Source organism: Morganella morganii (assembly GCF_019243775.1).
Lineage (GTDB): Bacteria > Pseudomonadota > Gammaproteobacteria > Enterobacterales > Enterobacteriaceae > Morganella > Morganella morganii.
Genome location: NZ_CP069157.1, coordinates 161,649 through 184,462, shown reverse-complemented (window position 1 = coordinate 184,462; position 22,814 = coordinate 161,649). Strand labels below are relative to the sequence as shown.

Below are 22,814 nucleotides of genomic sequence, written 5' to 3'. Positions count from 1 at the left end.
CCGGATCATCGTTTCTGCTCTGAGTGATTCCCTCATCCGTTTTCTTCCTTTTTCTTAGCCAGCATCGCCTTCAGCCCGGCCACACCGCGCAGCCCGGCCTGTTGTTTCTCTTCGGCGGTTTTCACCACTTTTTTGCCGTCATCCCAGTGCAGATCATCCTGCGGCAGTTCATAGAGAAACCGGCTCGGTTCGGGGCGGATCAGCTCACCATACTGGCGGCGCTCACGGCACAGGGTAAAAAAGAGGGATTTCTGAGCGCGGGTTATCCCCACATAGGCCAGACGCCGCTCTTCATCCACGTTATCCTCATCGATACTGGACTGATGCGGCAAAATCCCCTCTTCCATGCCCACCAGGAAAACATACGGAAATTCCAGCCCCTTGGAGGCATGCAGCGTCATCAGCTGCACCTGATCCAACTCCTCTGCTTCCTCGCCGCGCTCCATCATGTCGCGCAGCGTAAAGCGGGTAACCACCTGAGCCAGCGTCATCGGCTCGTTGAGATCATCCCCTTCCAGCATTTCAGCCATCCAGCTGAACAGCTGATCGACGTTTTTCATCCGCATCTCAGCGGCTTTCGGGCTGGCCGACGTTTCGAAGAGCCAGCTCTGATAATCCAGGCCGTGCAGTAAATCCCGCACCGCGATCAGCGGCTCGCGCTCAACCAATTTTTCCACCTCCGCCAGCCAGCCGGTGAAATTCGTCAGCGCCGCCAGCCCCTGACCGGAAAGTGTCTGCCCCAGTCCGAGGTCAAAACTGGCCTGATACAAGCTTTTATCCCGCGTATTGGCCCACTCACCCAGTTTCTGGATAGTGGCCGGTCCGATACCCCTGCGCGGCGTGTTCACGATGCGCAGGAAAGCACTGTCATCTTCCGGATTGGTCAGCACACGCAGATACGCCAGCAAATCCTTAATTTCCGGACGGGAAAAGAAAGAGGTTCCGCCGGAGATCCGGTACGGGATCCGGTTTTGCATCAGCATTTTTTCAAAGATCCGCGACTGATGGTTGCCACGGTATAAGATCGCGTAATCTTTATAATCGGTCTTATTGATAAAGTGATGGGCGATCAGCTCCCCGACCACCCGCTCTGCTTCATGATCTTCATTATTCGCGGTGATCACTTTCATCGGATCACCATAACCGAGATTTGAAAAAAGCTGTTTTTCAAACACATGCGGGTTATTAGCGATCAGGATATTCGCTGCATTCAGAATACAGCCGGACGAGCGGTAATTCTGCTCCAGCTTGATCACCCGCAACTCCGGAAAATCTTTGCTCAGCTGCACCAGGTTTTTCGGCTGTGCGCCGCGCCATGAATAAATTGACTGATCATCATCACCCACGACCGTAAAATACGCGCGTTTACCGACCAGCAATTTCACCAGCTGATACTGACTGGTGTTGGTATCCTGATACTCATCCACCAGCAGATAACGGATACGCTGCTGCCAGCGCTCCCGCGCCTGTTCATCACGGGCAAACAGCAGTGTCGGTTTGGTGATAAGGTCATCAAAATCAAGCACATTACAACTGTTCAGATGCAGTTCGTAGCGGCGGTAACACTCAGCAAACGTATGTTCGCGCTCTGATCGCGCCAGTCCTTTTGCCTGTTCCGGCGTCAGCAGGGCATTCTTCCAGTTTGAGATCTGGCTGACCAGTTGTTGCAGTAACTCTTTATCTTCTTCCAGATGATCAAACGTCAGCTCTTTAAGCAGCGCGAGCTGATCCTGATCGTCGAACAGGGAGAAATTACTTTTCATCCCCAGCGCTTTATATTCCCGCTTGATAATCTCCAGCCCCAGGGTATGGAATGTGGAAATCATCAGCCCTTTGGCCTCTTTGCGCCCCAGGGTTTGTGCAACACGCTCTTTCATTTCCCGCGCGGCTTTGTTGGTAAAGGTCACCGCCGCGATCTGGCGCGGCTGATAGCCGGTATTGCGGATCAGATGCGCAATTTTATTGGTGATCACACGGGTTTTGCCGGAACCGGCCCCCGCAAGCACAAGGCACGGGCCCTGAACATACTCAACGGCCTGCTGCTGACCGGGATTTAATTTCATACGCGCTGTTAACTCGACTCAATACTGGAACAGGAGGGAATTGTAGCAGAAAGGTACAGCAGAAGTGTAACCGGACGCCGCTCATTAAAACGGAAAACGGCACCCGCAGGTGCCGTCTCATTTCATCATTAAACAATTTTGTTATCAGCCGCCGACCGCGATACGTTTCATATCCGTCATATAGCCGCGCAGGGTTTTACCCACAGTTTCAATCGGATGCTGACGAATTGCTTCATTGATATCACGCAGCTGCGCGTTATCCGTACCGTGGTCCGCGCCGGATTTACCCAGGTCACCCGGCTGCAGTGATGCCATAAAGTCTTTCAGTAACGGCACTGCTGCAAAGGAGAACAGGTAATTGCCGTATTCTGCGGTATCGGAGATAACCACGTTCATTTCATACAGACGCTTACGGGCAATGGTGTTGGCAATCAGCGGCAGTTCATGCAGTGATTCATAATAGGCAGATTCCGCAATGATCCCCGCGTCAATCATGGTTTCAAATGCCAGCTCAACACCGGCTTTCACCATTGCGACCATGACAACACCGTGGTCAAAATATTCCTGCTCACTGATTTTCTGCTCAGAATCCGGATAGTTTTCAAATGCCGTCTTGCCGGTCTCTTCACGCCAGGTCAGCAGATTTTTATCATCATTCGCCCAGTCCGCCATCATCGTTGAGGAGAAATGGCCGGAAATGATGTCATCCATATGTTTTTCAAACAGAGTCTTCATCTGTGCTTTCAGGGTTTCAGACAGCTGATAAGCACGGACTTTTGCCGGGTTGGACAATCTGTCCATCATCAGTGTGATTCCGCCCTGTTTCAGCGCTTCTGTAATGGTTTCCCAGCCGTACTGGATCAGCTTACCTGCATACGCAGGATCCGCGCCGTCAGCAACCATTTTGTCATAACAGAGCAGAGAACCGGCCTGCAGCATACCGCAGAGGATAGTCTGCTCGCCCATCAGGTCAGATTTAACTTCTGCAACAAAGGATGATTCCAGAACACCCGCACGGTGACCGCCGGTTGCCGCAGCCCAGGCTTTGGCAATCGCCAGACCTTCACCTTTGGCATCATTTTCCGGATGGACTGCAATCAGTGTCGGAACACCAAAGCCACGCTTGTACTCTTCACGCACTTCTGTACCCGGGCATTTCGGTGCCACCATCACAACCGTGATATCAGGGCGGATGGTTTCGCCGACTTCAACAATATTGAAGCCGTGTGAGTAACCCAGCGCTGCGCCGGATTTCATCAGCGGCTGAACCGCCTTAACCACCGCAGAATGCTGTTTGTCAGGTGTCAGGTTAACCACCAGGTCAGCCTGCGGGATCAGTTCTTCATACGTGCCGACGGTAAAACCGTTTTCGGTGGCGCGGCGCCATGAGGTGCGCTTCTCATCGATCGCTTCCTGACGCAGTGCATAGGCGATATCCAGCCCGGAATCGCGCATGTTCAGTCCCTGGTTCAGCCCCTGTGCACCACAGCCGACAATCACCACTTTTTTGCCTTTGAGATACCCAGCCTCGTCCGCAAATTCTTCGCGTGCCATAAACCGGCATTTGCCTAACTGCGCCAGCTGCTGGCGCAAATTCAGTGTATTAAAATAATTCGCCATGGTGACTCCGTGTATTGTGTTTGCTCAGATTGCTGTCTTCGCAGCACTGATTTCGTTATTTACCGGGGTGATATACCCTTTATTTATATTGACTATATGTCATGATTTTCATTGCTTAAATTGATATATTCACAAGATAGCGATGCAATTTATGCAACATAATGACTAAAACGTAATCCCCTGAGAGGTTGTGATGGATATCCGGGAACTCAGACTGTTTTTACATCTTGCGGAGAGCTGCCATTTCGGCAAAACCGCGGCCGCCATGTATATCAGCCCGTCGACACTCTCACGGCAGATCCAGCGGCTGGAAGAATCTCTCGGGCATCCGCTGTTTCTGCGGGATAACCGCACTGTTCAGCTGACAGCCGCCGGTGAACAGCTGAAAAAATTTGCGCAGGAAACAGTGCTGCAATACCAGCAGCTGCAACATGCGCTTAATCATCAGAGCCCGTCACTGACCGGGGAATTACGTCTGTTTTGTTCCGTCACTGCCGCATACAGCCATCTGCCGCAGATCCTCGACCAGTTCCGGGCAGAACATCCGCAGGTGGAAATCAAGCTGACCACCGGGGACGCGGCGGATGCAGTGGAAAAAGTGCAGTCACAGGACGCGGATCTCGGTATCGCCGGAAAACCGGAAAAACTGCCGGATAATGTCCGCTTTCACCAGATAGGCGAAATCCCGCTGTCACTGATAGCGCCCGCACTACCATGCCCGGTCAGACAACAGGCGGTACAGCCGGTGCCCGACTGGGAAAATATCCCGTTTATCATTCCGGAGCATGGCCCGTCACGTAAACGGATTGATTTATGGTTTAAAACACACCGGATTCAGGATCCGCAGATTTATGCCACGGTGTCCGGCCATGAAGCGATTGTATCGATGGTGGCACTGGGCTGCGGTATCGCGCTGATCCCGAATGTGGTAGTGGAGAATAGCCCGGACGCAATCCGCAGCCGGATCCTGCAACTCGATAATATTTCGATGGTTGCGCCGTTTGAGCTGGGCGTCTGCACACTGAACAAGCGGCTGCATGAGCCGCTGATCAGAGCCTTCTGGCAACTACTGCCGCGCCACCCCGGATAACTGCGGGGCCAGGAAACGGGCAAATGCAGCATTGCCGGTTTCATCGCGGAAGTCGTAGCCGAGAGCATTCAGATGCTGCTCAAACTGCACATCCCCTTCCTGTATTTCAAAAGCTGCCAGTACGCGGCCATAATCCGTGCCGTGACTGCGGTAATGGAACAGGGTGATATTCCAGTGTGTACCAAGTGTTTCCAGGAATTTCAGCAGTGCGCCGGGTGCTTCCGGGAATTCAAAACTGAACAGCCGCTCCTGCAACGATGCTGACGGGCGGCCACCCACCATATAGCGGACATGCAGTTTCGCCATTTCGTCATCCGACAAATCTGTCGCACTGAACCCGGCGGCGGAAAGACCGTCCAGAATGGTTTTCCGTGCGCCCGGGCCCTCATCGGCACGGACACTGACAAATACTGAAGCTTCATCTGAACCGCTGTAACGATAGTTAAACTCGGTCACCACACGCGGGCCGAGCGCCTGACAAAACCGCAGGAAACTGCCTTTCTCTTCCGGGATCGTCACCGCGAACACGCCTTCACGCTGTTCTCCCAGCTCGCACCGCTCTGACACATAACGGAGCACATGGAAATTCACATTGGCACCGGAGAGCACATGTGCCAGATTTTCCCCCTGAATATTGTGCTGCTGAATGTATTTTTTCATCCCCGCCAGCGCCAGTGCCCCGGAAGGCTCCGCCACTGCCCGCACATCATCAAACAGATCTTTCATAGCTGCGCAGATGGCGTCACTGTCCACCATAATCACATCATCCAGATACTGCTGACATAGACGGAAGGTCTCATCACCAATCCGTTTGACTGCCACACCTTCGGCAAACAGCCCGACTTTCGGTAACTCGACCGGATGTCCGGCATCCAGTGCGGCTTTCAGACAAGCCGCCTCTTCTGCCTCGACACCAATCACTTTAATGTCCGGCATCAGGTGTTTAATAAACACCGCCACCCCGGCGGCCAGTCCGCCACCGCCGACCGGTACAAAGACTCTGTCGAGCCTGGCATTCTGCTGTAACAGTTCAAGAGCGATAGTGGCCTGACCGGCGATCACCGACGGGTGATCGAACGGCGGAATAAACGTCATCCCGAGGGATGCGGCCAGCTCCAGTGCATGTGCTTTTGCTTCATCAAAATTAGCGCCGTGGAGAACCACTTCGCCGCCGAACCCGCGAACCGCATCCACTTTGATATCCGCCGTCGCCACCGGCATCACAATCAGGGCTTTCACCCCGGTTTTCCCGGCAGATAACGCCACGCCCTGAGCATGGTTTCCGGCTGATGCCGTCACTACGCCCCGCTGTTTCTGTTCTTCTGTCAGCTCCGCAATCATGGCATACGCGCCGCGCAGCTTAAAACTGTGCACGGGCTGCCTGTCTTCCCGCTTCACTGAAATGGTATTGCCGAGCCGTGCCGACAGCTTCGGCATCAGTTGCAGCGGCGTGACCTGAGCGACATCATAAACGGAGGCACTGAAGGCCGCTCTCACATACTCAGCCGCTGACGGCTGAGCAGACAATGGTTGTTTTGCGGTCATCCCTAACCCCCGAGTTTACTTTTATCCCGTACCGCGCCTTTATCAGCACTGGTCGCCAGCAGTGCATATGCACGCAACGCAAAAGAGACCTGACGTTCACGGTTCTGCGGTGACCAGGCTTTTTCACCTCGTGCCTCTTCCGCTGTGCGGCGGGCTGCCAGAGTTTGCTCATCCACTTTCAGTGAAATCTGCCGTGACGGAATATCGATGGCAATAATGTCCCCGGTCTGAACCAGCCCGATCAGCCCGCCGTTGGCCGCTTCCGGCGAAACGTGGCCGATGGATAACCCGGAAGTGCCGCCGGAGAAACGACCGTCAGTGATAAGCGCACAGCTTTTTCCCAGGCCCATTGATTTCAGGTAGGTGGTCGGATACAGCATCTCCTGCATACCCGGCCCGCCTTTCGGCCCTTCGTAGCGGATCACCACCACATCCCCGGCAACAACTTCTCCGCCGAGAATCGCTTTTACCGCATCATCCTGACTTTCATACACTTTTGCCGGTCCGGTAAAGGTTAAGCTGCCCTCATCCACCCCGGCAGTTTTCACAATACAGCCATCTTCGGCAATATTGCCTGACAGTACCGCCAGCCCGCCATCCTGGCTGTAGGCATGGGTTTTGCTGCGGATACAGCCGTTTTTGCGGTCATCATCCAGGGACGGCCAGCGGCAGTCCTGTGAGAATGCTTTTGTTGTGCGGATTCCGGCAGGACCGGCGGAATACATCCGTTTCACCGCATCATCTTTCGTCAGTGTAATATCATACGCCGCCAGTAACTCCGGCAGGGTCATTCCCAGCACGTTACTGACTTCCCGGTGCAGTAACCCGGCGCGATCCAGCTCGCCCAGGATACCAATTACCCCGCCGGCGCGATGTACATCTTCCATATGGTATTTCTGCGTGCTCGGCGCGACTTTGCATAAATGCGGCACCGCACGGGAGAGACGATCAATATCCGTCATTGTGAAATCAACTTCCCCTTCCTGTGCCGCCGCCAGCAGATGCAGAACTGTGTTGGTTGAACCGCCCATGGCGATATCCAGGGTCATCGCATTCTCAAACGCTGCTTTGGTGGCGATATTGCGCGGCAGAAAACGGATATCATCCTGCTCGTAATATTTTTTGGTGATTTCCACAATCCGGCGTCCGGCATTAAGGAACAGATTTTTGCGGTCAGCATGAGTTGCCAGCAGCGAGCCGTTCCCCGGCTGAGATAAGCCCAGCGCTTCGGTCAGGCAGTTCATCGAGTTCGCGGTAAACATACCGGAGCAGGAGCCGCAGGTCGGGCAGGCCGATCGTTCGATTTGTTCACTGTCCGCATCGGAAACATCAGGATTTGCACCCTGGATCATGGCATCCACCAGATCCAGCTTGATTATCTGATCAGACAGTTTGGTTTTACCGGCTTCCATCGGGCCACCGGATACAAAAATAACCGGGATATTCAGGCGCAGTGAGGCCATCAGCATTCCCGGAGTAATTTTGTCGCAGTTGGAGATACAAACCATGGCATCCGCACAGTGTGCATTCACCATGTATTCCACAGAATCGGCAATGAGTTCGCGTGACGGCAGAGAATAAAGCATCCCGCCGTGCCCCATGGCGATCCCGTCATCCACAGCAATGGTATTGAATTCTTTGGCCACGCCACCGGCGGCCTCAATTTCCTCTGCCACCAGTTTACCCAGATCCCGCAGGTGAACATGACCCGGAACAAATTGTGTGAATGAGTTAACAACCGCGATAATCGGTTTGCCGAAATCGGCATCTGTCATTCCTGTCGCACGCCATAATGCGCGCGCACCCGCCATATTGCGGCCATGCGTTGTTGTCGCCGAACGGTACTGAGGCATTGTAATCTCCCGTGTTTGCAAAAATCAGGCGGGGGAACGACCCGCCTGCAAATCTGTTTCGTTATTATGGATTTACCGGATCTAACCAGCCCCATTTGTCTTCTGTTTTCCCGGTGAACAGGCCAAAGAATGCCTGCTGGATCTCTTTGGTAACCGGTCCGCAGCGGCCGATACCCACCTGAATACCGTCAACACTGCGTACCGGCGTAACTTCCGCCGCAGTACCGGTCATAAAGACTTCATCCGCCAGATAGAGTGATTCGCGGGATAGCGTCTGCTCACGGATTTCATAACCCAGCTCTTTTGCCAGGGTCAGAATCGCATCACGGGTAATACCCGGCAGTGCGGAAGAGGTAAATGGCGGAGTGAAGATAATGTTATTTTTCACTTCAAACAGGTTTTCACCCGCCCCTTCAGAGATATAACCGTTCACATCCAGCGCAATCCCTTCCTGATAACCGTGACGGCGGGCTTCACTGCCGACCAGTAACGAGGACAGGTAGTTACCGCCTGCTTTGGCCGCTGTCGGAATGGTGTTAGGGGCTGCGCGGTTCCAGGATGACACCATCGCGTCAATCCCTGCATCCAGCGCTTCCTCACCCAGGTAAGCACCCCACGGGAATGCCGCGATGATGACATCGGTTTTATAGCCCTGCGGCGGGTTAACACCCATACCGACATCACCGATAAAGACCAGCGGACGGATATAACCACTGGATAAATTATTTTTGCGCAGCGTGGCGCGGCAGGCTTCCATTAATTCATCAACTGAATATTCTACCGGCATACGATATATTTTGGCGGAGTCATGCAGGCGCTGCATATGTTCGCGATGACGGAAAACGACAGGGCCCTTATGAGACTCATAACAGCGGATCCCTTCAAAAACAGATGTCCCGTAGTGCATGGCATGACACATAACATGCACTTTTGCTTCTGCCCACGGAACCATCTCATCATTGAACCAAATAAAATCAGCTTTTTTTGTCATTGTAATTTTCCTTTATACTGCACAGCTAATATGTTGATAATTTTGTGTATTTTTTGTGAGAACTTCGACATCCGCCACATCCGCCAGCTTAACTAACTGTGTACAGAGCAGGGCCGGCGGCCGCAGGCTTGAAACTGTTAACTCAATGTTTACATTATCACCTTCGGAACCTTTCGCCAGATCCATTTTCATGGCACAGACGTTAAATCCGCGGTGGCGCACAACACGCAGAACCCGTTCCAGGATTTCCGGGCATGAACGTGCCTGAATTGCTAACTGATGCTGCATCATAATGAGCTCTCCAACATATGTTCGTTACCCGCTCCCGGCGGTACTAATGGCCAGACGTTATCTTCTTCACGGATGGCGACATGTAATAAATACGGGCCCTGATGGTGTAACAGGGTATTAATCGCAGACGGCAGCGCTGATTTTTCAGTCACCAGCTGTCCCGGGATATCAAACGAGCGCGCCAGGGCAACAAAATCAGGATTGTCATCCAGTACCGTCTCGCTGTAACGCTTATCAAAAAACAGTTCCTGCCACTGACGCACCATGCCGAGACGCTGATTATCCAGCAGCAGAATTTTGACCGGCAGGCGCTTGCGTTTGATGGTGGTAAGTTCCTGCACATTCATCATGAAAGAGCCGTCACCGGAAACACACAGCACGGTTGCCTGCGGGCGGGCAATCTGTGCCCCGATCGCTGCCGGTAAACCAAACCCCATCGTACCCAGACCACCGGATGTCAGAAAATTCTCCGGACCGTCAAACGTCATATGCTGAGCCGTCCACATCTGGTGCTGTCCGACATCCGTTGTCACCACACAATCCGCCGGTTTGGCCGCAGAGACCTGAGATAACAGCAGCGGCGCATAAATACTGTCACCGGTATGTGAATAGTCAGGAGCGTGCTCTGCTTTCAGTTCCTTCACGTGATGCTGCCAGGCGGGGAATGACAGCGGCTGTGACAGCAGCGGCAGAGCCTGTTTCGCATCACAGGCAAGAGAAACATGTGTCTGCCGTAATTTATCCAGCTCGGCCGGATCGATATCCACATGGATCACCTTTGCATGCGGGGCAAATGCGTTCAGCTTGCCGGTTACCCGGTCATCAAAACGGGCTCCGACCGCAATCAGCAGATCCGCCTCCTGAACTGCAAAGTTCGCTGCTTTTGCCCCGTGCATCCCGAGCATACCGAGGTAATACGGATAATCCGGAGAGACCGCCCCCAGCCCTTTCAGGGTACTCACCGCCGGCATCCCGGTTTCATCCAGAAACGCCCGCAGCTGTGCAACGGCACCTGACATTCCGACACCACCACCGGCATACAGCACCGGCTTCCGGCTTTCCCGCATCAGTTGCCGGGCACGGGAGAGAGCCGTCTGCGACAGAGGTTCTGCATTATTTACCGGCAGAAAATACGGGGTAAATTCACTAATCTGTAATTGAATGTCTTTCGGGATATCAATGAGTACCGGCCCCGGACGCCCGCCTGCAGCAATCGCGAAAGCCTCGGTAATAATTCGCGGCAAATCAGTAATTGATTCAACCAGGAAGCTGTGTTTTGTGCATGACAAAGACAGCCCCAGCACATCGATCTCCTGAAAGGCATCCGTACCAATCAGTGATGAACCTACTTGTCCGGTGATGGCAACAACAGGTACTGAATCAAGCAGTGCATCCGCCAGCCCGGTGATAAGGTTTGTTGCTCCCGGCCCTGATGTTGCGATACATACACCCGTTCTCTGCCCTGCCCGTGCATAGCCGATTGCCGCCATAACCGCCCCCTGTTCATGACGGCAGAGCACATGCTCCACACCACCGTCATACAGCGCGTCATAGACCGGCATGATCGCCCCGCCCGGGTAGCCGAACACAGTGTCAACGCCCTGTGTTCGTAGTGCCTGCACTAACCACTGTGCCCCGTTCATGTGTGACTCCTTAGTCCGCCGTTTTCTTTTCAGTGAAAAATCATAAAGTTAAGGTTAAAAAAAACCCCGCGCCTTTCGGTGCGGGGTTCTCGTGAGATCCTGGCTCGTATCAGCCATTTTCGTATCCGAGTGCAGCCCCGCACGGTGGGATAATAATCACCACCACGCTCACGATAATTAGGCTAATCACTCGGACAATCTTATTCATGGATAAATTCTTCTGTCTGCCGTATTCAGTTGGTCTCTTTATTTTAGAGTTATCATGTTATCGAATTCCTGACAACGGCTATTTGTCTTTTTTTTAACAACAAGAATAAAAATCCATAAAATTCAGTGAACTACCATTATTAACGATATGTTTCACTGCTATTTTTTTATCCGGCGGTATCCTCCTCTGCCAAAATCGTTACTTCCGGAACAACACCGAAAAAACGGGGCATTCTCCGGTACAACTTACTTTTCCTCTGAACACTATTCCCGGGAGCACAATGGAAAGCGTGGCAGATTTTTTATTCTGAAACCCGGAAATTAATTCCCCGCCGCCCGGTTTTTCCATGCAACACGCAGAACAGAAATCACTTTTATGCAACATACATAAAATCTGTCGATATACATCGTAAAAAACGGAATTTTGCTGCGAAATGATGGAAAAAATCACCATCATGATAATTCGTTTATGTAACTGCAGGATGACCTGATGTCATTTGCTATTGTTTATACCCGTGCCATGATCGGGACAGAAGCACCGCTGGTCACCGTCGAGGCACATATCAGCGCCGGGTTGCCCGGATTAACACTGGTGGGATTACCGGAAACCGCTGTTAAAGAGTCGAGAGACAGGGTCCGCAGTGCCCTGATCAACGGCGGATTTGAATTTCCGGCAAAGCGGGTCACTATCAATCTTGCCCCGGCGGATTTGCCCAAAGAAGGCGGGAGATATGACTTACCTATCGCTGTTGCCATACTCTCAGCTTCAGAGCAAATAGACGCAAAATTAGCAGAGAATTATGAATTTTCGGGGGAATTAGGCCTTTCAGGAGAACTCCGGTTCTGCCGCGGCATATTACCGGCAGTACTGGCCGCCCGTCAGTCAGGAAGGCAGGCTGTGGTATCAAAACAGCATAATGATGAATTATGTATTCTGCCTGCCGGTTCGGCGCTGATGGCGGATAATTTACTGCAGGTTGCTGCTTTTTTTCATCAGCAGCAGGAACTGAATGAAAACAGCCACCTGGCGGGAAAAACAGAAAATGATAACGGTACAAGTATTGATGATATTACCGGCCAGAAACACGCCAAACGGGTTCTGGAAATAAGTGCAGCCGGCGGGCACAATTTGCTCCTGCTCGGCCCGCCCGGTACCGGAAAAACCATGCTGGCCAGCCGGCTGGGAACACTGCTCCCGCCGTTAACCGCGCAGGAAGCTCTTGACGTGGCGATAATCCGGAGCCTGACCCAAACCTCATCAGAACAAAATAAATGGCCCCAGCGTCCGTTCAGGGCACCACATCATACCGCATCCTCTGCGGCACTCACCGGTGGCGGCAGTATTCCGCTGCCGGGAGAAATATCGCTGGCACATCACGGCATCCTTTTTCTTGATGAACTCCCTGAATTCTCCCGTAAATCACTGGATTCTCTGCGTGAACCGCTTGAATCCGGAGAAATCATTATTTCCAGAGCTAAAGCAAAAGTGTGTTTTCCTGCCCGTATACAGCTTATTGCTGCGATGAATCCCAGCCCGACAGGCCACTATCAGGGCATACATAACCGCAGCGGCCCTCAGCAGCTTCTGCGTTATCTTTCCCGCATCTCCGGACCGTTTCTGGACCGGTTTGATTTATCAATTGAAGTACCGATGCTGCCACCAGGAACATTGAGCCGGACAGAAAAAGATCTGCCGGTTCATGAGCAGATAAAAGCACGGGTACAGTCCGCACGACAACAACAATACCGCCGTAACGGGCAGGGAAAACTGAATGCGGGACTGTCAGGCAAAGAAACAGAGGAGGTGTGTGCACTATCAGCACAGGATGCCCGTTTTCTTGAGGATGCACTGACGCAACTTAATCTGTCTGTGCGGGCATGGCACCGTATACTGCGCGTCAGCAGAACTATTGCCGATCTGCGGGATGAAGGAGGACAGGTATCACGAAAAGATATACTGGAAGCACTCAGTTACCGGGTAATGGACAGATTAATCCATAAATTGCAGCAGGCGGTCTCTTAAAAAGAGAAAGGGGCACGAATGCCCCTTTTAACTTATTATTTCTGATGATATTAATCATCTGTGTCGGTATAGTCTTCCGACGGATCGATCTGAGGTTTACCACCGGACAGCGTGTGGAAGCGTTTTGGTTTGCGAATACGCTCCAGATACTTAATCCACACTTTTTCTTCTGCTGTTTCCGGCATACGCTCACCACGGCATACAGAAACAAACTGTTTTTCTTCGTCCGTCTGGGGGGCGCGTTTACCCATATCCAGTTCGTTGAAAGCAAAACCATGGCGCTCAAGTAACTGAGCTTCTTTTATGGTGAAATGACCATGGCGTGAAAAACCACGAGGATAATGTTTATTATCAAAAAAACGATTAGTCGTGATAAAGCTTTCTGCCATCTGACACACTCCTAATTCTCTACTGACATACTCTTTATGGCGCGGAGTATTAGATAGCATTAGGATTCTGTAAAACAAAATATTTAAATCATAACGACAAAAATTTTTGGAGATACCAGTGGATACAGAATTACTGAAAACCTTTCTGGAGGTCAGTAAAACCCGTCACTTCGGGCGTGCGGCTGAATCCTTATACCTTACACAATCTGCAGTCAGCTTTAGGATCAGGCAGTTAGAGACAAATCTCGGGGCAAATCTTTTTACCCGCCACCGGAATAATATCCGCCTGACAGCCGCCGGCGAGCGGTTAGTACCTTATGCCGAAGCGCTGATCAATACCTGGCAACTGGCAAAACAGGAAATTAATCATGCCTCTGTACACAACCCGCTTTCCATCGGAGCGACTGCATCATTGTGGGAAGCTTGTCTGACCCCCTGGCTCGGACAGATCTACCAATCACATGCAGATCTGCGCCTGGAGACCAGAATCGCATCCCGCCAGTCTCTGGTAAAACAATTACATGCACGGGAGCTGGATTTACTGATCTCTACTGAACAACCAAAAATGGATGAACTGAAAAGTGAGATTGTCGGAGAAATCACACTTCAGCTGTTCAGCATACAACCGCTGTCGGCAGAAAATCCTCCGGGCCTTATCCGCCTGGAATGGAGTGCAGATTTTCAGCAGCATGATGAGGCTGTTTTCACCCGCTGCCAGTCTCCGGTTCTGACAACATCGTCTGCTTTTCAGGCAAAACAATTACTGTCAGTGACATCATCTGTCACTTATTTACCGGCACACTGGAAAAAAATATATCCCGAACTGAACCCCGTGGATAATGACCTGATTACAAAGCCTCTGTACGCTGTCTGGCTACAGAACAGTGATCAGCAGGGACTTATCGGCCAATTAATCGCAATACCGGTATAACGCCGGTTACTGATGATTTTAAAGATAGATAGTGCGGTAAGTAACTGTTGCATTGAAAGGAGTGGTTGCAAAAAAGAAAGGAAATTCGGCAGGATACGATACATAAGAAGGCGAAATTCAGATAATAAAAAACCCAGTTCATAACGAACCGGGCTATTAATAAATAAAGATCTTTAGTTATTACTTATCAAGTAAATGGCAGGGGCGGAGAGGCTCGAACTCCCAACACCCGGTTTTGGAGACCGGTGCTCTACCAATTGAACTACGCCCCTAAATGTTGGCGGAACGGACGGGACTCGAACCCGCGACCCCCTGCGTGACAGGCAGGTATTCTAACCAACTGAACTACCGCTCCGCGTATCTCTGTGTGACTGATGCAATCTGCACCCTCACTTAATAATAACCTGGCGGTTCCCTACTCTCACATGGGGAGACCCCACACTACCATCGGCGCTACGGCGTTTCACTTCTGAGTTCGGCATGGGGTCAGGTGGGACCACCGCGCTACGGCCGCCAGGCAAATTCATTTCAATCCAAAACAAGCTTTCACAGTGAATGACTTCTGCCTCTTCACTGTGCTGAAAAATCTCTCTAATCGTCTCTCAACTCAAAACACCTTCGGTGTTGTCAGGTTAAGCCTCACGGTTCATTAGTACTGGTCAGCTCAACGCATCGCTGCGCTTACACACCCAGCCTATCAACGTCTTAGTCTCAAACGTTCCTTCAGGACCCTTAAAGGGTCAGGGAAGACTCATCTCGAGGCAAGTTTCCCGCTTAGATGCTTTCAGCGGTTATCTCTTCCGCACTTAGCTACCGGGCAATGCAATTGGCATCACAACCCGTACACCAGTGGTGCGTTCACTCCGGTCCTCTCGTACTAGGAGCAACCCCTCTCAATCTTCCAGCGCCCACGGCAGATAGGGACCGAACTGTCTCACGACGTTCTAAACCCAGCTCGCGTACCACTTTAAATGGCGAACAGCCATACCCCTTGGGACCTACTTCAGCCCCAGGATGTGATGAGCCGACATCGAGGTGCCAAACACCGCCGTCGATATGAACTCTTGGGCGGTATCAGCCTGTTATCCCCGGAGTACCTTTTATCCGTTGAGCGATGGCCCTTCCATTCAGAACCACCGGATCACTAAGACCTACTTTCGTACCTGCTCGAGCCGTCACTCTCGCAGTCAAGCTGGCTTATGCCTTTGCACTAACCGCATGATGTCCGACCATGCTTAGCCAACCTTCGTGCTCCTCCGTTACTCTTTGGGAGGAGACCGCCCCAGTCAAACTACCCACCAGACACGGTCCCCGATCCAGATTATGGACCCGGGTTAGAACATCAAACGTTAAAGGGTGGTATTTCAAGGATGGCTCCCGTGCAGACTGGCGTCCACACTTCGTTGCCTCCCACCTATCCTACACATCAAGGCTCAATGTTCAGTGTCAAGCTATAGTAAAGGTTCACGGGGTCTTTCCGTCTTGCCGCGGGTACACTGCATCTTCACAGCGAGTTCAATTTCACTGAGTCTCGGGTGGAGACAGCCTGGCCATCATTACGCCATTCGTGCAGGTCGGAACTTACCCGACAAGGAATTTCGCTACCTTAGGACCGTTATAGTTACGGCCGCCGTTTACCGGGGCTTCGATCAGAAGCTTCGCCTTGCGGCTGACCTCATCAATTAACCTTCCGGCACCGGGCAGGCGTCACACCGTATACGTCCACTTTCGTGTTTGCACAGTGCTGTGTTTTTAATAAACAGTTGCAGCCAGCTGGTATCTGCGGCTGGCTTCAGCTCCGTGGGTAAACCACTTCACCTAATGCCAGCGTGCCTTCTCCCGAAGTTACGGCACCATTTTGCCTAGTTCCTTCACCCGAGTTCTCTCAAGCGCCTGAGTATTCTCTACCTGACCACCTGTGTCGGTTTGGGGTACGATTAATGGTAACCTGGAGCTTAGAGGCTTTTCCCGGAAGCAGAGCATCAATCACTTCACCACCGTAGTGGCTCGTCGTCACGCCTCAGTGTTAACAACCGACCGGATTTGCCTGGTCAGTCCACCTGCACGCTTAAACCGGGACAACCGTCGCCCGGATGATTTAGCTTTCTCCGTCCCCCTTCGCAGTTACCACCAGTACGGGAATATTAACCCGTTGCCCATCGACTACGCTTTTCAGCCTCGCCTTAGGGGTCGACTCACCCTGCCCCGATTAACGTTGGACAGGAACCCTTGGTCTTCCGGCGTGCGGGTTTTTCACCCGCATTATCGTTACTTATGTCAGCATTCGCACTTCTGATACCTCCAGCAACCCTCACAGGTCACCTTCACAGGCTTACAGAACGCTCCCCTACCCAACAATATTTACATATCGCTGCCGCGGCTTCGGTGCATAATTTAGCCCCGTTACATCTTCCGCGCAGGCCGACTCGACCAGTGAGCTATTACGCTTTCTTTAAATGATGGCTGCTTCTAAGCCAACATCCTGGCTGTCTGAGCCTTCCCACTTCGTTTCCCACTTAATTATGACTTTCGGAACCTTAGCCGGCGGTCTGGGTTGTTTCCCTCTTCACGACGAACGTTAGCACCCGCCGTGTGTCTCCCGTGATAACATTCTCCGGTATTCGCAGTTTGCATCGGGTTGGTAAGTCGGGATGACCCCTAGCCGAAACAGTGCTCTACCCCCGGAGATGAGTTCACGAGGCGCTACCTAAATAGCTTTCGGGGAGAACCAGCTATCTCCCGGTTTGATTGGCCTTTCACCCCCAGCCACAAGTCATCCGCTAATTTTTCAACATTAGTCGGTTCGGTCCTCCAGTTAGTGTTACCCAACCTTCAACCTGCCCATGGCTAGATCACCGGGTTTCGGGTCTATACCCTGCAACTAATTCGCCCAGTTAAGACTCGGTTTCCCTGCGGCTCCCCTATTCGGTTAACCTTGCTACAGAATATAAGTCGCTGACCCATTATACAAAAGGTACGCAGTCACACCATAAAGGTGCTCCCACTGCTTGTACGTACACGGTTTCAGGTTCTTTTTCACTCCCCTCGCCGGGGTTCTTTTCGCCTTTCCCTCACGGTACTGGTTCACTATCGGTCAGTCAGGAGTATTTAGCCTTGGAGGATGGTCCCCCCATATTCAGACAGGATAACACGTGTCCCGCCTTACTCATCGGACTCACAACACCAGTGCTTTCAGATACAGGGCTATCACCTGCTGTGGCCAGCCTTTCCAGACTGTTCTCTTAACACTGATGCTGATTAAGGTCCTGGGCTGCTCCCGTTCGCTCGCCGCTACTGGGGGAATCTCGTTTGATTTCTTTTCCTCGGGGTACTTAGATGTTTCAGTTCTCCCGGTTCGCTTCATTACCCTATGTATTCAGGTAATGATAGTGTGACGGATCACACTGGGTTTCCCCATTCGGAAATCGCCGGTTATAACGGTTCATATCACCTTACCGGCGCTTATCGCAGATTAGCACGTCCTTCATCGCCTCTGACTGCCTAGGCATCCACCGTGTACGCTTATTCGCTTAACCTCACAACCCGAAGGTGTTTCGACTGAGTGTTTCTGTGGGGTTATGGCTGCGCGCCCCTCATTTCTTTGTCGGGCGGTGCTCGCAATGCTCACATACTGATGTATGCTCCGCTTGCTGTGCTCCGTCCTTCGTGAACTGAGGACTGCTCGCTCATAACTCACGCAAAAACGTCTTCACATTTTCGTGTTGTTCGGCTGAGAGACTCATCAATATTACCTCGGTGATAATATTGATTGTTTCAATTTTTCAGCTTGTTCCGGATTGTTAAAGAGCATAATAATTCACAGCATACCGTTTCCGGTAAACTCTGAATTATTTTTCAGATATCAGATAATGGTGGAGCTAAGCGGGATCGAACCGCTGACCTCCTGCGTGCAAGGCAGGCGCTCTCCCAGCTGAGCTATAGCCCCATTATTTGGTTTTCCGGGCGTGTCCTTTTCATCATGAAAAGAGGAAACCGCATTGAGACAAGGCATGGAAAGGCGAAGTTTACTAAGGTAAACGAGTCTTTTCATAACGCAGTATCAATTCGGTTTTGGTAGGCCTGAGTGGACTTGAACCACCGACCTCACCCTTATCAGGGGTGCGCTCTAACCACCTGAGCTACAAGCCTATTCCCGGTATCTGCTTCTTTCTATCAGACAATCTGTGTGAACACTCACATTCTGTATCAACATAGGTAAGGAGGTGATCCAACCGCAGGTTCCCCTACGGTTACCTTGTTACGACTTCACCCCAGTCATGAATCACAAAGTGGTAAGCGCCCTCCCGAAGGTTAAGCTACCTACTTCTTTTGCAACCCACTCCCATGGTGTGACGGGCGGTGTGTACAAGGCCCGGGAACGTATTCACCGTAGCATTCTGATCTACGATTACTAGCGATTCCGACTTCATGGAGTCGAGTTGCAGACTCCAATCCGGACTACGACGTACTTTATGAGTTCCGCTTGCCCTCGCGGGGTCGCTTCCCTTTGTATACGCCATTGTAGCACGTGTGTAGCCCCACTCGTAAGGGCCATGATGACTTGACGTCATCCCCACCTTCCTCCGGTTTATCACCGGCAGTCTCCTTTGAGTTCCCGCCATCACGCGCTGGCAACAAAGGATAAGGGTTGCGCTCGTTGCGGGACTTAACCCGACATTTCACAACACGAGCTGACGACAGCCATGCAGCACCTGTCTCAGAGTTCCCGAAGGCACCAAAGCATCTCTGCTAAGTTCTCTGGATGTCAAGAGTAGGTAAGGTTCTTCGCGTTGCATCGAATTAAACCACATGCTCCACCGCTTGTGCGGGCCCCCGTCAATTCATTTGAGTTTTAACCTTGCGGCCGTACTCCCCAGGCGGTCGACTTAACGCGTTAGCTCCGGAAGCCACGCCTCAAGGGCACAACCTCCAAGTCGACATCGTTTACAGCGTGGACTACCAGGGTATCTAATCCTGTTTGCTCCCCACGCTTTCGCACCTGAGCGTCAGTCTTTGTCGGGGGCCGCCTTCGCCACCGGTATTCCTTCACATCTCTACGCATTTCACCGCTACACATGGAATTCTCCCCCCCTCTACAAGACTCTAGCTGACCAGTATCAGATGCAATTCCCGGGTGTTCCTGGGATTTCACATCTGACTCAATCAACCGCCTGCGTGCGCTTTACGCCCAGTAATTCCGATTAACGCTTGCACCCTCCGTATTACCGCGGCTGCTGGCACGGAGTTAGCCGGTGCTTCTTCTGTCGGTAACGTCAATTGCCAAGGTTATTAACCTTGACACCTTCCTCCCGACTGAAAGTACTTTACAACCCGAAGGCCTTCTTCATACACGCGGCATGGCTGCATCAGGCTTGCGCCCATTGTGCAATATTCCCCACTGCTGCCTCCCGTAGGAGTCTGGGCCGTGTCTCAGTCCCAGTGTGGCTGATCATCCTCTCAGACCAGCTAGGGGATCGTCGCCTCAGGTAAGCCGTTACCTCACCTACTAGCTAATCCCATATGGGTTCATCCTGATGGCGCGAGGCCCGGAGGTCCCCCGCTTTGGTCCGAAAGACATTATGCGGTATTAGCTACCGTTTCCAGTAGTTATCCCCGCCATCAGGCAGATCCCATACATTACTCACCCGTCCGCCGCTCGTCAGCGGAGAAGCAAGCTTCTCCCTGTTACCGCCCGACTTGCATGTGTTAGGCCTGCCGCCAGCGTTCAATCTGAGCCATGATCAAACTCTTCAATTAAAAGTGTTTGATGCTCAAAGAATTAAACTGTTTACTGCTGCTTATTTCTAAGCTGCTGTATTGGTCACTCTTCAAGACTTCTCAAAAATAATATTTTTTGTGATATGTCCTGCGAGTGCCCACACAGATTGTCTGATAAATTGTTAAAGAGCAGTTGCAACCTTCGCTGCCGTTGCCGGTCTTCTGCGTTGTTGCGAGGCTGCGTATATTACGTTTCCAGCCCCTTCGAGTCAAGCGTTGTTTCTCAACTTTTTTCGCTTTTCTCTACTGTCGGCGCGCTTCTCAGCGTGTTGTTCCGTGTCAGTGAGGGCGCATTATAGACACTCGCTGAGATCACGCAAGTGTTTATTTCAACTTTTTTTCTGTTTGCCAATTTTTTCACCACAACGGTGTTTTATCCGGCAAAATGCCGGTGATTTGCTTTAAATCTGAACAAACTCTGCAGCAAATGCCTCAACCTGTTGCCAATCCGTGTATTCCACTTCTTTGGTGGTATCTGTCTCACCCTTTGTCATCTTCATAATCAGACGGATCATCATCCGGTCAAACCAGCCGTAACGCGGATACAGCAATGCCCCGGCGAATACAGTACAGGCTGTCGGCTTCCAGGGTGTCGCGGCCAGGAATTTCCGGACATACACATTTGTCTCTGGTGTCCGTTTTTCCGGTTTACGGGCAGTCAGGTTCACACCAAAGAATGCGGTTTTCATCTGATTCAGCTGCACCGCGTGCAACTTCGCGAATTTATCCAGCGCCCGGTTAAAGTGACCGTAGCGGATAGATGCCCCGACCAGCACCTTCTCATACGGCGCCAGATTCAGCGGCTGATTATCCTGCAAAGAGCGGACATCGCACTCTGCCCCTGCTTTGCGTAAATGCAGGGCAATTTCAGTAATGATTTTTTTTGTCTGCCCGTCATGGCCGGAATAAAGCAACAAGTACGACATGAAACACTCCGTTAATCACGCCAGAACGTCGGCGTCAGCAATACCAGCAAAGTAAAGACTTCCAGACGACCAAATAACATCGTCACGACAAGAATCCATTTCCCGCCCGGATTCAGGGTTGTAAAGTTCTCACCCAGCGTACCCAACCCCGGTCCCAGGTTATTCAGTGTGGTGGCTATCGCAGAGAAAGCGGAAAACTCATCAACACCTGTCGCTATCAGTAACAGCATACTGACCACAAAGACCAGAGCATACGCGGAGAAGAATCCCCAGACAGCTTCGATAATGCGTTCCGGCAATGCCCGGCGGCCCAGCTTGATGGTGTAAACTGCATTCGGATGCACAAGGCGTTTTAGTTCACGCGCCCCCTGAAGGAACAGCAGCATAATGCGGATAACCTTCAGACCACCGCCGGTTGACCCCGCACATCCGCCGACAAATGCCGCACACAGCAGCAGCATCGGCAGGAACAGCGGCCATTTATAGAAACTGTCAGTGGAGAACCCGGCCGTTGTCGCCATCGAGACAACCTGGAAAAACGCCTGGTTGAGGGTTTGTCCCTCCGTAGCATAGACATCAAACTTCCACAAAACCAACGCACAGATCACGACCAGCACGAACTGGAGGGAAATAAACATCCGGAATTCCAGATCCCGCCAGTAAACTCCCAGGCTACGCCCGGTCAGTACCGCAAAGTGCAGGCCATAGTTACAGCCTGAGATCAGCAGGAAAATGGCAATGATGGTGTTAATTGCCGGACTGTTAAAGTAACCGATACTGGCATCATGAGTGGAAAACCCACCGATGGCGATAGTGGAAAAGCTGTGGGATATCGCATCAAAAACATCCATCCCCGCAAACCAGAGGGCAATTGCACAGACGATGGTGAGGAACACATAAATCAGCCAGAGGGTTTTTGCTGTTTCCGCAATCCTCGGGCGCATTTTATTATCTTTCAGCGGCCCCGGCATTTCCGCCCGGTACAGCTGCATTCCCCCGACACCCAGCAGCGGCAGGATAGCGACGGCTAATACGATGATCCCCATCCCGCCCAGCCACTGTAACATCTGCCGGTAGAATAAAATCGCTTTGGGCAGCGTGTCCAGCCCGACCAGTGTGGTGGCACCCGTTGTGGTTAGCCCGGAGAATGATTCAAAAAACGCATCTGTCACCGACAGGTTCGGGCGCTCAGAAAAAATAAAAGGTAATGCCCCGACACTGCCCAGCACCGTCCAGAACAGCACCACAATCAGAAAACCTTCTTTCGGTTTTAACTCACTTTTTTTATTGCGGTTCGGGATCCAGAGCAGCAGACCGATAATCAGTGCTGCCAGGAATGTCTGACTGAATGCTTTACCTGCACCGTCTTTATAGATAAGCGCCACAATCCCGGGAATGATCATGGTGACAGAAAAAATAATGACAAGTAACCCGACAATACGGGTTATGGCGCGAAAATGCATT

General features: G+C 51.9%; 14 protein-coding genes, 4 tRNA genes and 3 rRNA genes. 3 read left to right on the top strand and 18 right to left on the bottom strand.

All coding sequences use genetic code 11. The features are described 5' to 3' along the window. Positions 1 to 32: 32 nt before the first annotated feature. Positions 33 to 2,063 carry a DNA helicase Rep gene (gene rep, locus JL661_RS00900; RefSeq protein WP_036418223.1) on the bottom strand — a complete coding sequence of 677 codons (2,031 nt, stop codon included), beginning with the start codon at positions 2,061 to 2,063 and terminating at the stop codon, positions 33 to 35. Positions 2,064 to 2,207: 144 nt separating this feature from the next. Next, positions 2,208 to 3,683, bottom strand: a complete 1,476-nt coding sequence (gene ilvC, locus JL661_RS00895; protein WP_004241304.1) for a ketol-acid reductoisomerase — start codon at positions 3,681 to 3,683, stop codon at positions 2,208 to 2,210. A gap of 193 nt (positions 3,684 to 3,876) precedes the next feature. Here ilvC and ilvY point away from each other — a divergent pair, with 193 nt between their 5' ends. Next, positions 3,877 to 4,773: an HTH-type transcriptional activator IlvY gene (gene ilvY, locus JL661_RS00890; RefSeq protein ID WP_032099210.1), complete on the top strand. Its 897-nt coding sequence runs from the start codon at positions 3,877 to 3,879 to the stop codon at positions 4,771 to 4,773. Here ilvY and ilvA read toward each other — a convergent pair. From ilvA to ilvL, 6 genes are all read right to left on the bottom strand, one after another. Next, complete coding sequence (ilvA, locus tag JL661_RS00885) at positions 4,750 to 6,318, bottom strand: threonine ammonia-lyase, biosynthetic (RefSeq protein ID WP_062772167.1); 1,569 nt, start codon at positions 6,316 to 6,318, stop codon at positions 4,750 to 4,752. The two genes, ilvY and ilvA, sit on opposite strands and share 24 nt — an antisense overlap. Positions 6,319 to 6,320: 2 nt before the next feature. Beyond that, complete coding sequence (gene ilvD, locus JL661_RS00880) at positions 6,321 to 8,171, bottom strand: dihydroxy-acid dehydratase (protein WP_004234383.1); 1,851 nt, start codon at positions 8,169 to 8,171, stop codon at positions 6,321 to 6,323. Positions 8,172 to 8,235: 64 nt separating this feature from the next. Continuing rightward, on the bottom strand, positions 8,236 to 9,162 hold the full coding sequence (locus JL661_RS00875) for a branched-chain amino acid transaminase (RefSeq protein WP_004234382.1): 927 nt from the start codon (positions 9,160 to 9,162) through the stop codon (positions 8,236 to 8,238). A gap of 12 nt (positions 9,163 to 9,174) precedes the next feature. Then, positions 9,175 to 9,453 (bottom strand): acetolactate synthase 2 small subunit, encoded by a 279-nt coding sequence (gene ilvM, locus JL661_RS00870; RefSeq protein ID WP_004234381.1) that lies wholly within the window; start codon positions 9,451 to 9,453, stop codon positions 9,175 to 9,177. After that, positions 9,450 to 11,096 carry an acetolactate synthase 2 catalytic subunit gene (gene ilvG, locus JL661_RS00865; RefSeq protein WP_046024124.1) on the bottom strand — a complete coding sequence of 549 codons (1,647 nt, stop codon included), beginning with the start codon at positions 11,094 to 11,096 and terminating at the stop codon, positions 9,450 to 9,452. The genes ilvM and ilvG overlap by 4 nt, the downstream gene beginning before the upstream one ends. A gap of 109 nt (positions 11,097 to 11,205) precedes the next feature. Next, positions 11,206 to 11,304 carry an ilv operon leader peptide gene (gene ilvL / locus JL661_RS00860; RefSeq protein WP_079549161.1) on the bottom strand — a complete coding sequence of 33 codons (99 nt, stop codon included), beginning with the start codon at positions 11,302 to 11,304 and terminating at the stop codon, positions 11,206 to 11,208. Between the two features lie 489 nt (positions 11,305 to 11,793). Between ilvL and JL661_RS00855 the strand changes: the two genes are divergently transcribed. Next, on the top strand, positions 11,794 to 13,326 hold the full coding sequence (locus tag JL661_RS00855; protein ID WP_004234375.1) for a YifB family Mg chelatase-like AAA ATPase: 1,533 nt from the start codon (positions 11,794 to 11,796) through the stop codon (positions 13,324 to 13,326). A gap of 50 nt (positions 13,327 to 13,376) precedes the next feature. Here JL661_RS00855 and JL661_RS00850 read toward each other — a convergent pair whose 3' ends face one another. Continuing rightward, entirely contained in the window at positions 13,377 to 13,715 is a 339-nt protein-coding gene (locus JL661_RS00850; protein ID WP_004234373.1) for a MaoP family protein, read from the bottom strand. Positions 13,716 to 13,833: 118 nt separating this feature from the next. Between JL661_RS00850 and hdfR the strand changes: the two genes are divergently transcribed. After that, positions 13,834 to 14,646, top strand: a complete 813-nt coding sequence (gene hdfR, locus JL661_RS00845) for an HTH-type transcriptional regulator HdfR (protein ID WP_004241297.1) — start codon at positions 13,834 to 13,836, stop codon at positions 14,644 to 14,646. A 196-nt stretch (positions 14,647 to 14,842) separates the two neighbouring features. Here hdfR and JL661_RS00840 read toward each other — a convergent pair. The 9 genes from JL661_RS00840 to trkH all read right to left on the bottom strand — a co-directional run bounded on the left by JL661_RS00840 (position 14,843) and on the right by trkH (position 22,813). Then, positions 14,843 to 14,918, bottom strand: a tRNA-Trp gene (locus tag JL661_RS00840). Positions 14,919 to 14,924: 6 nt separating this feature from the next. Then, a tRNA-Asp gene (locus tag JL661_RS00835) sits at positions 14,925 to 15,001 on the bottom strand. A gap of 47 nt (positions 15,002 to 15,048) precedes the next feature. Then, positions 15,049 to 15,164 (bottom strand): 5S ribosomal RNA (gene rrf, locus JL661_RS00830). A 110-nt stretch (positions 15,165 to 15,274) separates the two neighbouring features. Beyond that, positions 15,275 to 18,182: ribosomal RNA gene (locus tag JL661_RS00825) — 23S ribosomal RNA — on the bottom strand. Positions 18,183 to 18,516: 334 nt separating this feature from the next. Continuing rightward, positions 18,517 to 18,592: transfer RNA gene (locus JL661_RS00820), tRNA-Ala, on the bottom strand. 126 nt (positions 18,593 to 18,718) lie between these two features. After that, positions 18,719 to 18,795: transfer RNA gene (locus JL661_RS00815), tRNA-Ile, on the bottom strand. A gap of 67 nt (positions 18,796 to 18,862) precedes the next feature. Beyond that, positions 18,863 to 20,403, bottom strand: a 16S ribosomal RNA gene (locus JL661_RS00810). The 16S, 23S and 5S rRNA genes sit together here with 4 tRNA genes alongside, the layout of an rRNA operon. A 422-nt stretch (positions 20,404 to 20,825) precedes the next feature. Next, positions 20,826 to 21,350, bottom strand: a complete 525-nt coding sequence (gene hemG / locus JL661_RS00805) for a menaquinone-dependent protoporphyrinogen IX dehydrogenase (protein WP_015422429.1) — start codon at positions 21,348 to 21,350, stop codon at positions 20,826 to 20,828. An 11-nt stretch (positions 21,351 to 21,361) separates the two neighbouring features. After that, a complete protein-coding gene (trkH, locus tag JL661_RS00800) occupies positions 21,362 to 22,813 on the bottom strand; it encodes a Trk system potassium transporter TrkH (RefSeq protein ID WP_036418904.1) in 1,452 nt (483 codons plus the stop codon). Position 22,814 lies beyond the last annotated feature (1 nt).